We start from the raw sequence: 11,140 nt of genomic DNA, 5'->3' as shown, positions 1-11,140 counted from the left end.
CACTGCGCAGCCCACTGATCACCGCCAAGGCCTTCGCGACACTCGACGTCCTCTCCCACGGCAGGATCATCGCGGGCTTCGGAGTAGGTCGGCGTGAGTACGAATCCCACGCCGCTCGCGTTCCATTCGGGCATCGTGGCAGCATTGCCGACGATTACCTCAGGGCAGTCCTCGCGTTGTGGGATGGCGAACCCACCTCCCAACACAGTCAATTCGTCGACATGGATGACCTGGTCTGTCTACCGAGACCCGCGCAGAAACCACGTCCGCCAGTGTGGATCGGCGGCGATCGCCTCGTCGGTCTGCGCCGTGCGGTGCGGTTCGGCGATGCCTGGACACCGTGGGCCCTCACACCCGACCAGGTCACCGCAATGGTGGCGCGGCTAGCCGATGCCCACGAAGCGCAACTGCCGCCGGGATTCCGAATCATCGTTCCATTGGCTCCCCTCGGAGGCCGCGCGCCTCGAGGGCAACCGCCGGCCCCCAGCATCGAACACGGTCGTGAAGCTACTGAGAAGTGCATCGAGCAAATGGCGGGATGGCGCGAGGCCGGCGCCACCGAGTTCCTGATCGATCTCCCCAGCCCGAGCCTCGAAGCGCTCGAAGACGCGATGTCTTGGTTCGCCGCCGAGTTTATCGACCATCCAGCCGGAGTACCGGCAACGTAACAACGAAAGCAGGAAGATTGTGAGCACAGATGGACCACTCGTCGGAAGAGTGGCAATTGTGACCGGCGCCGGCCGCGGCGTCGGGCGAAGTGAAGCATTGGCTCTGGCAGCGGCGGGTGCCAAGGTAGTCGTCAATGACGTCGGCGTCGACAGCGACGGTGTCGGGTCCGCGCACGGCCCCGCCGACGAAGTGGTCGACGCCATCCGCAGCGCCGGTGGCGAGGCGGTGGCCAGTTACGAATCGGTCGCCGACTGGGCCGGAGCGGGCCGGGTGGTCGACACCGCGGTCGATCAGTTCGGCAGGCTCGACATCGTGGTGAACAACGCCGGCATCGTTCGGCAACAGATGATCGAAGACATCACCGAAGAAGACTTCGACGCGACCATCGCAGTCAACCTCAAGGGCACGTTCGCCATCTGCCGCCACGCTATTCCCGTTCTGCGACGAGCCGGGTACGGGCGCATCATCAACACCACGTCGAACCAGTGGGCGGCCCCGCTGGGGAACGCACACTACGCAGCCTCCAAGGGCGGAGTCACCAGCCTCACCTACGACCTGGCCTGGGAACTTCAGCACGACAAGATCACGGTCAATGCCATCGCGCCGTTTGCGGCCACTCGTATGACACAGGATGCGAGCGATCGTGACGCCGCCCTCATCCAGCAGGGAGTGATGAGCGCCAAGCGAGCCAAAGCGAAAGAGGCCCGTACTGATCCGGAACTGACCACTCCCATCGTCCTCTACCTAGCCTCCGAGGCTGCGTCCGAAGTAACCGGCTGCGTCTTCCGCACCGGTGGCGGCAAGGTGGGTCTGTACACCCATCCGGTCGAGTCACGGACGATCTTCCGTGACGAGAACACGGGCCCTTGGCCGTATGACGACCTCGTGGATTTGCTGCCCCGGAGCGTCCTGTCCGCAGGCTCGAAGGCTCCGCACATTCAGTGATCGCCTGAAACATCGATGGGCGGTACCGCAAACGCGGTACCGCCCATCAGATTTGCTCTACTCACTCGGAAGGGGCGAGCTGCCCAGGCGACGTAGGCCCGTCGCGGTGAGCACCGCAAGCACGAGCGCGAGCGCGATAAGGGCGACGACAATCGAATGCAAACCAGCGTCCGTGGCGTTGTCACCGAACGAGACACTGATCAAACCGGACGACAAGATCGCACCGAGGTACATGAACGTGCGCATCAGACCGGCGGCAACCCCGACGTTTTCGGCCGGAGCCTGACGGTACAAGGCGGCCTGATTGCCGATCATGCCCAGTCCAGACATGATGCCGAAGATCGTGGGAACGACGACCAGTACCCACATCGGTGTATTCGTCGTGAAGGCCAGCAGACTCGTCGTACCCACTATCGCCGCGGCCGCAGTCACGACCAGTGACGACCTGATCATGTTCCGCCGTGCGAATGGCATCGAGATCACGATCGCGATCACCGACATCGGCAGCATCACAAGTCCGGTCTGTCCCGCCGACAGCGCCCGGCTTTCCACAAGCCACTGGGTCAGTCCGAACAGGATCGTGTAGTTCAGCAAAAACGTCACCGCCACCCGGACGTATGTACCGCTCAGGGCGCGATTACGCACGATCAACCGGACGTCGATGAACGGTTTGCCGACCCACATTTCCCACACGACGAAGCAGATGAGCAACACACCACACAGGCCGACGGCAACCCAGTTCGGGTGCTCGAGGTTGCCGAGGACGTACAGCAAGCTGGCGATCGTTCCGGCGAACAGGATCAACCCACCCAGATCGAGATCCCGAACGACCGACGACCATCGCGCCCTCTCCGTTCTCGGATCCCGCGGCACCCACACAAGGGTCAAGATCAACCCGATGACCGCCAACGGCAGGTTCATCACGTACGTCACCCGCCAACYGCCGATGGCAATGAGAAGCCCTCCCAGCGGCAGTCCCACCGCCGCGGTCACCTGACCTGCGATAGCCAGGGCGCCGAGAGCACCTCCTGTCCGGCCGGCCGGACGTTCCAGCGACCACGCCCGGATGATCATCATCGCGGTGGGGTACCCGGCGGAGGTGCCGACTCCGAGCACCACACGGGCGGCAACGAGCATCGGCATGTTCACCGCGACCGTACCGAGCAACCCGCCCAGCGCGACAAGCACGAGCCCACCGAGAAACACCCGTCGCGGTCCGAACACTTCGGCGAGTTTGCCCATGGCAGGTTGGCCGATTGCGCTCGCAAGATAGAGCGCCGCAACCAAACTCGCCGTAGCAGCCGACCCGACGCCGAAAGCGCGTCCCACCGCCACGAGTGTGGTCGCGATGACCGAACTGTTGATCGGATTCAACGCCGAGCCCAACAGCAACGGAGTGATCAAGCGCCAACTCGGGGTCTCCGTCTGCACGGGTTTGGGCTGCTCGGTGTGCACTGCCGGGCTCACAGTGCAGCCACCCTGGAGCGGCCGGCGCGGCGAGCGACCGGTGGGACCTCACAGTCGGCGAGCCGATTGAGGACGTCGACCAGCACCGGCAGTACGTCGTACTCTTCCGGGCGTAACACATGATCCACGGCGGCGGTCAACCACGCATTGCGCAGTTCGAGCACTGACTGCAGCACCTCTCGGCCCATTTCGGTAGCTGCGATCAGCATTCGGCGGCCGTCCTGGGGGTCCCGGTGCCGGACCAGGAGTCCCTCCTGCTCCATCGGGCCCAGTACCGCGGCCATCGATTGCGGACGCATGGACTCGGCCGCGGCGAGATCACTGGCGGTGCTCGGCGGTCCGTGCACAATCCGGTCCAGGGCGGACAGCTGGCTCCGACTCCACGGAGAGTTGTCGAGCCCGGACTCGGACCGAATGCGGCCGCGTAGTCGCTGGATGGCTAGATCGAGATCAACGGCCGCTGACGAGCGACCCGAACCAGAGTTCATAAGCAAAACTATACAGTTAACCTGAGCAAATTTACGAGACAGATTTGTCACAGCAGCCCCCTGTGGATCCGCCTTGAACGGATTCGACTCTGCTGAATTATCTGCTGAACAACAAGATTGAGCTCCGAACCCGAATGGGGTTCTCCGAACCCGAATGGGGGAGGGGGCAGCGGGATCAGCGCGTAGATGCTCCAGCATCCACAGCCCATAAAATCGCAGGCTTCAGATTCTCAGTCGGAGTCCGCTTCGGGAGGAGGTTCGAAGCAGGCCGTGAGGCTGATCGCTGAAGGTGTGCGACGGCCTGGTCGGCGAATCTCGAGCGGGCATCGCCGTTGGTTCATGGACTGACTGATCAGTTCTCCACGGAAGGGGAGAGGGCGACCACCAGTAGCGCTTCGAGCCGGTGGGTGAGCTCCACCGGATCGGCGAGAACGAGTGCCGTGCTGCCCAACATCTTCCGCATGAGCCAGAAGCCGGCAATGACCGAATGCGCCAGCATTGCACGCTCGTCCGCATCCGGACCTCCAAGTAACTCGCTCAAGTACCGTCCGGCATGTCTCTCGACCCCCGCTCGCACGATTTCCGCCGCCCGTGGGTTCGAGGCCGATCGCAGCATCAGCAGGAATGGATCCAGATGCTCTGATTCTGGTGCCGTGCGATCGACCAGACGGGCGGCCACATCGCCGGCAAGTGTTGCTGGGTTGTCCGACAACACCGTTCGCGGGGCGAAAGCGGTATCGACTGCTTCGGTGAAGAGCTGTTCCTTCGAGCCGAAATAGCGGTTGACCAACATGGCAGTGACCCCGGCCGACTGTGCAATCTCGCGCACACCCACGCCGTCGTATCCGTGCCGCGTGAAAGCGATCACCGCCGAGTGCAATATCGCCTCCCGGGTAGCGGCGGCGTTGCGTACTCGCTTGGGTGGGGTGCTGCTTTGGGCGAGGTCTGCCCCGTCATGGCTCATGTGGACAGTCTACCGCTGAAGTATACGAATGTAGACATTCCGCTCAGGTAAGTATACAGTTGTAGATATCGAGTCGTTCAGGCGCTGCCTCAAGAAAGACCACCGAAAATGGAACTGAATCTCACCGGTAAACGCGCTTTGGTGACCGGATCAAGTACGGGTCTGGGGGAGGCTACCGCGAAACTGCTCGCCGCCGAAGGCGCTAACGTCGTGATCCACGGCCGCAACGAATCTCGTGCGCATGCGGTTGCGGAAGAAATTCGCTCGGCCGACGGCGAGGCGAGTGTCGCGGTCGGAGATCTTGCCACCGACGACGGAGCCGACGCGGTCGCTGCCGCCGCACTCGCCGGCGGATCGATCGACATCCTTGTCAACAATGCCGGGGCCTATGACCAGGTCGGCTGGACGGACGCCACCCCGGCGATCTGGGCGCAGACCTACAACGTCAACGTGCTATCGGGGGTCCGCATGATCCAGAGGCTCGTTCCTGGAATGCGCGAACGAAGATGGGGCAGGGTCGTCCAGATCGGCGGCGGTCTGGCCCTCCAGCCGATGGCCGTGCAACCCCACTACAACGCCACACTTGCGGCCCGGCACAACATGGCCGTATCTCTGGCGCGCGACCTCAAAGGCACTGGAGTCACCTCGAACACAGTGGCACCCGGAGCCATCCTCGTGGACACGGTGCAGGAACTCGTCACCAGCATTGCCCCCGCACACGGATGGAGCGGATCGTGGGACGAGATCGAACGCGCCGCGGCAAACGAATGGGTGCCGAACGACCTCGGCCGCTTCGGGCGCCCCGACGAGATTGCCGCGGCGGTCGCCTACCTCTGCAGTGACTTCGCCGAATACATCAGCGGTGCCACCATCCGAGTCGACGGGGGCACGATCCGATCGGCGTTCTGACTCGTCGAGTGGGGCGGGCGCGTAGTGTGCGTCGCCCGGAACGACGCAGCGCCCGCGCCCGAATATCAGCACTCGGGGTGTCGACCGGCGCAGCGAGTGTGCTTCGCCTCAATCGCTTGCCGTCATCGCACGTCGACCTTGTCGGCATTCCTGCGGCGGGCGAGCCATGATCCCGGTCCGATGTCCGGTCGAACACTCGCGTCCCGGACATCGGACCGTACCCACCTCTCGTTTCTGTCACCCGGCAGACGCGCCGGTTTTCGCGAAGACCAGGCTTCCGCCGAAGGGGCGACGGCTGGCCGGGAGAAGGCCGGCGGGCTCAGCCGGGCGAGTGCGTGCGAGTTGCCAACAGCCGACTCGCGTATTGGGCGCAGCGCACTCTTGCAACTAAACGGTTAGTTGACAGAGTCGATGAGCGGGTGTGTGATGGAGGACGTAACCAACTAGTCAGTTATTAACTGGGATGGAGTAGAAGGCCATGGCGAAGACTTGGCTCATCACCGGAACTTCACGCGGATTCGGGCGCGACCTCGCGAAGGCTGTCCTCGCCCGAGGAGACAACCTCGTCGCAACAGCGCGCCGCCCGGCGGATTTGTCCTTTGTGGGTGACAACGACCGTGGACGTGTCTTCCAGCTCGACGTCACCGATGCCACCGCGGCACGCTCTGCCGTCCAGTTCGCTGTCGCCGAGTTCGGCGCGCTCGACGTGGTGGTCAACAACGCGGGATACGCCAACAGCGCGCCCATCGAAGAGATGAGTGACACGGATTTTCGGAACCAGATCGAAACCAACTTCTTCGGTCTGGTCAACGTCACCCGCGCCGCACTTCCGGTCCTACGGCAGCAGCGTGGCGGTGTCTTCGTGCAGTTCTCGTCCGTTGGCGGACGTGTTGGTGGCACTCCCGGTCTGGGCGCGTACCAATCTGCGAAGTTTGCCGTGGAAGGATTCTCCGAGGTACTGGCCAACGAAGTGCAGCCATTCGGTGTCAAGGTTCTGATCGTCGAACCAGGTGCGTTTCGTACCGACTGGCAGGGCTCGTCCATGCAGTTGCCCTCTGTCGGAGCCGATTACGAGCACACAGTGGGCGCGGTCAACCGGTACCGGCGTGAGAACGATGGAACCCAACCCGGCGATCCAGCACGAGCAGCGAACGTGATCATCGATGTCGTCGAATCCGACGATCCCCCGAGAAGGCTGCTGCTCGGAGCCGGCGCCGTCGAGATGGCACACAAGTCGTCCGTCGAGCGCGCCGCAGAGGCCGACAAGTGGGCAACGACGAGCCGGGCAGCAGACTTCCCCGCTGGTCTGTAGCCGTCACCTTGCACCTCCGCTTCATTCGCACCGATCACCGGGTGATGGATCCGTCATCGCCGAGCACCGACACTTCGAGGACTAACCCCACGCGCCACCTTCCCGGTCGGCGCGCCGATTACGACCCACCCAACAGGAGGAAATCATGGAACTGAATCTCACCGGAAAGCGCGCCCTGGTGACCGGCTCGAGCGCCGGCTTAGGAGAGGCGACCGCCAAGCTTCTGGCAGCAGAGGGCGCGACCGTCATCGTTCACGGTCGTGACGAGGCTCGCACCAACAAGGTCGTCGACGCAATTCGTGACGCCGGCGGCACTGCGGCGGTAGCGCTCGGTGATCTCGCCACCGACGCCGGTGCGGACGACGTCGCACGGGGGGCTCTCGCCGCCGGTCCGGTCGACATCCTGGTCAACAACGCGGGCTTCTACCGGCACCTGTCGTGGACGGATGCAACACCGGACGAATGGGCGTTCACCTACAACACCAACGTCATCTCCGGTGTGCGGATGATCCAGCGTCTCGTGCCGCAGATGCGTGAACAGAACTGGGGACGCGTCATCACGATCGGCGGTGGTCTCGCCCTGCAGCCGATGAACACGCACCCGCAGTACAACGCGACGCTCGCAGCCCGGCACAACCTGGCAGTCTCACTCGCACGTGAACTCAAGGACACCCGGGTCACATCCAACATCGTCTCCCCCGGTGCGATCCTGGTCGAGGCAACCAAGGAATTAGTGACCAGCATCGGACCTGCTCGCGACTGGGGGCAGACATGGGAAGAAATCGAACCCAACGCGGTCAACTCACTCATCCCCAACGATCGGGGTCGTTTCGGTTACCCCGACGAGATCGCCGGTGCGGTTGCCTACCTCTGCAGCGACTACGCCGAGTACGTCAGCGGCGCCACGATCCGCGTCGACGGTGGCCTGATCAAGGGTGCCTTCTAGGGACACCGACCAATCAACGGTCGAGCATGTAGGCGCGCACGCTCCGGGCAGAGGGCCGGCCTCGGGGAAGCAACCCCGGCTATTGGCCGCCAAGGGAGCAGCTGTGTCACGGCCGCAACGAACTCGCGCATGCCAGGTCGCTGACTTTAATGTGGCCGGGAGCGGCCCGGTGAGTGTCGCCGTAGACGACTCCGCAGTGACACCGAAGTGAGATCTCGTACGCGCGAGGCCGTGGAGAATAGCGCCCAATCACCCCCGGCCTGCGCGATTTGTGCCGCAACTTCGATACCGGCCTCGGTGGCAGCCGCGGGACGACCGCAGCTGAAGTGCCCGTCGGCGTTCGGCGAGGTGGTGTTCGACGGGTCGCACCCGAACGGGGGAGCCTGCACCAGCGTCACTCGCGTTGGTCGGCGGAATATCAAGTCCACCCAGAACGGGCATCGCGACCCGGACCACCGGACGCGAGGTGCGGGTGTCGGCTCCACCCTTCGGGGAGCTGTTCGGAACTATGCTGACTGGCAAGAGGTGACGACATGGCTACACAGACGGGCACGATTCAGGTTCGCGCCGAGGACAACGATGGCTGGCTCAGAACCACTCGCGACGACGCAGCGTGACCCGATCCCTGGAATCGTCGCCGAACTTGCTGCGGTCGGGCTCGCGGATGCCACGGAAATCGGGCGCGGGGGATTTGGCATCGTGTACCGCTGCCAGCAGCCGGCGCTCCACCGCACCGTCGCAGTCAAGGTTCTGACCGCCGACTTCTGCGCCGCGGATCGCGAGCGGTTCGTCCGTGAACAACTCGCCATGGGCCAACTATCCGGTCACCCGCACATCGTCGATATCCACGAGGTCGGGACGACAGCGAGTGATCGCCCCTACTTGGTCATGCAGTACCGGGCGCTCGGCTCCTTGGACACACGAATTCGGCGCGGCGGCCCCCTCGGATGGGCGCAGACGCTGCGCCTCGGCGTCAAGCTCGCCGGGGCGCTCGAAACGGGACACCGCCTCGGCGTGCTGCACCGTGACGTCAAACCCGGAAATGTTCTGCTCACCGACTACAACGAGCCGCAGCTCACCGATTTCGGCATCGCGCGGATCAGCGGTGGATTCCAGACCGCGGCCGGCACCATCACCGGGTCGCCAGCCTTCACCGCCCCCGAGGTGCTGCACGGACAATCACCGTCTCCGGTCTCAGATCTGTACAGCCTCGGCGCGAGCCTTTTCTGCGCCATCACCGGCCACGCCGCTTTCGAACGGCGTAGCGGCGAACAACTCGTCGCACAATTCCTGCGAATCACCACTCAGCCCGTCCCGGATCTGCGCGGGGGAGGAATACCGGACGACGTGAGCAGTGCCATCGAACGCGCGATGGCCGGTGACCCTGATCAGCGCCCCCCGAGTGCGTCGACCTTCGGAAACGAGTTGCGGGAAATCCAGGACCGACACCACCTCCCCGTCGACGAAATGGCTCTGCCGACTCATCTCCTCACACCCGACGAACTACCCGCCGGACCCGGCGACCGGGAAGCGCGGGCCGCTTTCACCCACCTGACTCCACCAACCCCGGCAACCCGGTTCCGCCCGCCCAGTACGCCCCACGAGTTGGTCTCACGCACCCGACTCATCGACACCCTGCGCGCCGGCCAACCGCGACGACTGACCGTCATTCATGCACCCACGGGATTCGGCAAGAGCACCCTCGCCTCACAATGGAGCGAAAATCTGGCCGACGACGGCGTGGCTGTCGCATGGTTGACCGTCAACCGGGATGACAACAACGTGGTGTGGTTCCTCTCCCATCTCATCGAGGCGATACGGCGAGTGCGGCCGGCTCTCGCCCGCGAGATGGGTTTGACTCTGGAGGAACACGGAGACCAGGCAGAACATCATATTCTCACTTCCTTGATCAACGAGATTCACCTGACCGGTGGGCACATCGCCCTGGTCATCGACGATTGGCACAGGGTCACGAACCCAGACACCGTCGCGGCCCTGGCCTTCCTGATCGACAACGGTTGCCACCACCTGCAGATCATCGTGACCACCCGAACCCAGATCGGGCTTCCACTCAGCCGCATGCGTGTGCTGGATGAATTGACCGAGATAGATGCCAGCCAATTGCGTTTCAACCCCGACGAGTCGAGAGCCTTTCTCTCCGAATCCGGATTGCAGCTCCCTGATACGGCGATCACCGAACTATCGATGAACACCGAAGGGTGGGCGGCCGCACTCCAATTGGCCTCGCTCTCGCTGCGAAAGAGCACCGATCCGGGCCAGCTGATCGGACACCTTTCCGGCCGGCATCACTCCATCGGAGAGTTCCTCGCAGACAACGTGCTCGACACTCTCGAACCGCAGACGCTCGACCACCTGATGGCGACCTCGGTCACCGAGCGGATCAGTGGCTCGCTGGCGTCCGTCCTGACCCGATCCCACCGGGGCCAAGCGATCCTCGAAGACATCGAGGAGCGGGACCTCTTCCTGCACAGGCTCGACGATGAAGGACAGTGGTTCCGATACCACCACATGTTCGCGGAATTTCTCCGGAAAAGGCTCGAACGAGATCAACCCGATCGAGTCGTCACCCTGCATGAAATCGCCGCCGAATGGTTCGGAGCCCGCGGGCTACTCAGTGAGGCGGTTGATCATGCATTGGCGGCCGGAAGCCAAACCACGGCCGTCCAACTACTCGAACGCGACGGCATGTCCCTGCTCGAACACGCCCAGATGGCGAGCTTCCTCGCATTGATCGCCAAACTGCCCCCGCGGTTGGTCGAGCACAGTCCTCGACTGCAACTGACCACCGCCTGGGCCGAGTGCATCATGGTCCAGCACCAACGTGCACACGCAGCACTCGCCCGCGTCTACCGGTTGCTCGAGACCAACCAGGGCACCGACCACGACACAGTCGATCTGCGCGCCGAAGCCGACGTCGTTCAGGGGCACATCGCGATCGAATCGGACCGCATAGACGGCGTCGGCGACCTGATGTCCCGATGCTTGACCGATCCGGGAAGGCTGCCCCCATGGGTCGTCTCCGCCGCCGCCGACATCGCGACCTTCGTCGACATACATCAGTTCCGATTCGACACCGCGATCGCGCGGCAAGCCTGGGCGGGCCCATACCACGACCGCACCACGGGTCCCTTCAGCGTGATGTTCGGGCACTGCTTCGCCGGCCTCGCGCACCGTCAAAAACTCGCCCTCACCGAAGCGGAGGCCGACTTCCGCGAAGCGCTTCGACTGGGGGTCACTCTGGGCGGGAGCCAATCCCGTGCCGCCCGCCTTGCCAGCGCGCTCCTCGCCGAACTGCTCTACGAAAAAGGTCACGACACCGAAGCCGAACAGCTGCTTCACGAGAACACCGAACTCCGCGACCAAGGTGGGGTCGTGGAGTTCATGCTGGCGCGCTATGCCACCGGCGCACGGATCAAGGC

9 protein-coding genes are annotated in these 11,140 nt (G+C 63.8%); 6 read left to right on the top strand and 3 right to left on the bottom strand.

Annotation, left to right across the window (positions count from 1 at the left end):
• Window positions 1–668, top strand: a 668-nt coding sequence (locus AC1D1G_RS33850; RefSeq protein WP_477955485.1) for an LLM class flavin-dependent oxidoreductase, incomplete at its 5' end; no start/stop codon positions are given.
• A 49-nt stretch (window positions 669–717) separates the two neighbouring features.
• Window positions 718–1,614, top strand: a complete 897-nt coding sequence (locus AC1D1G_RS33845; protein ID WP_283352041.1) for an SDR family NAD(P)-dependent oxidoreductase — start codon at window positions 718–720, stop codon at window positions 1,612–1,614.
• 57 nt (window positions 1,615–1,671) lie between these two features.
• Here the strand turns inward: AC1D1G_RS33845 and AC1D1G_RS33840 are convergent, their stop codons facing one another.
• The 3 genes from AC1D1G_RS33840 to AC1D1G_RS33830 form a co-directional block, all read right to left on the bottom strand.
• Window positions 1,672–3,081 carry an MFS transporter gene (locus AC1D1G_RS33840; protein ID WP_477955483.1) on the bottom strand — a complete coding sequence of 470 codons (1,410 nt, stop codon included), beginning with the start codon at window positions 3,079–3,081 and terminating at the stop codon, window positions 1,672–1,674.
• Complete coding sequence (locus tag AC1D1G_RS33835; RefSeq protein WP_283352043.1) at window positions 3,078–3,569, bottom strand: MarR family winged helix-turn-helix transcriptional regulator; 492 nt, start codon at window positions 3,567–3,569, stop codon at window positions 3,078–3,080. Before AC1D1G_RS33835 ends, AC1D1G_RS33840 begins: the two co-directional genes overlap by 4 nt.
• Before the next feature lie 352 nt (window positions 3,570–3,921).
• Window positions 3,922–4,533, bottom strand: a complete 612-nt coding sequence (locus AC1D1G_RS33830; RefSeq protein WP_283352044.1) for a TetR/AcrR family transcriptional regulator — start codon at window positions 4,531–4,533, stop codon at window positions 3,922–3,924.
• Between the two features lie 108 nt (window positions 4,534–4,641).
• Here AC1D1G_RS33830 and AC1D1G_RS33825 point away from each other — a divergent pair, with 108 nt between their 5' ends.
• The 4 genes from AC1D1G_RS33825 to AC1D1G_RS33810 all read left to right on the top strand — a co-directional run.
• A complete protein-coding gene (locus AC1D1G_RS33825) occupies window positions 4,642–5,442 on the top strand; it encodes an SDR family NAD(P)-dependent oxidoreductase (RefSeq protein WP_477955481.1) in 801 nt (266 codons plus the stop codon).
• Window positions 5,443–5,920: 478 nt separating this feature from the next.
• Complete coding sequence (locus AC1D1G_RS33820; RefSeq protein WP_283352046.1) at window positions 5,921–6,754, top strand: oxidoreductase; 834 nt, start codon at window positions 5,921–5,923, stop codon at window positions 6,752–6,754.
• Window positions 6,755–6,899: 145 nt separating this feature from the next.
• The gene (locus AC1D1G_RS33815) at window positions 6,900–7,700 is read left to right on the top strand and encodes an SDR family NAD(P)-dependent oxidoreductase (protein ID WP_283352047.1); all 801 of its coding nucleotides are present in this window, start codon (window positions 6,900–6,902) and stop codon (window positions 7,698–7,700) included.
• A 579-nt stretch (window positions 7,701–8,279) separates the two neighbouring features.
• A partial coding sequence (locus AC1D1G_RS33810; protein WP_477955479.1) for a protein kinase domain-containing protein occupies window positions 8,280–11,140 on the top strand: 2,861 nt, incomplete at its 3' end.

It is taken from the genome of Rhodococcus sp. P3_B8, from assembly GCF_056402775.1.
Note: the sequence above shows the minus strand (reverse complement) of the source record. Positions and strands in the feature narration are given on the sequence as shown.

Bases quoted from the DNA above. Each gene is read 5' to 3' on its own strand.
- AC1D1G_RS33835 (WP_283352043.1), bottom strand. From the start codon at position 3,569: ATGAACTCTGGTTCGGGTCGCTCGTCAGCGGCCGTTGATCTCGATCTA.
- AC1D1G_RS33830 (WP_283352044.1), bottom strand. From the start codon at position 4,533: ATGAGCCATGACGGGGCAGACCTCGCCCAAAGCAGCACCCCACCCAAG.
- AC1D1G_RS33825 (WP_477955481.1), top strand. From the start codon at position 4,642: ATGGAACTGAATCTCACCGGTAAACGCGCTTTGGTGACCGGATCAAGT.
- AC1D1G_RS33820 (WP_283352046.1), top strand. From the start codon at position 5,921: ATGGCGAAGACTTGGCTCATCACCGGAACTTCACGCGGATTCGGGCGC.
- AC1D1G_RS33815 (WP_283352047.1), top strand. From the start codon at position 6,900: ATGGAACTGAATCTCACCGGAAAGCGCGCCCTGGTGACCGGCTCGAGC.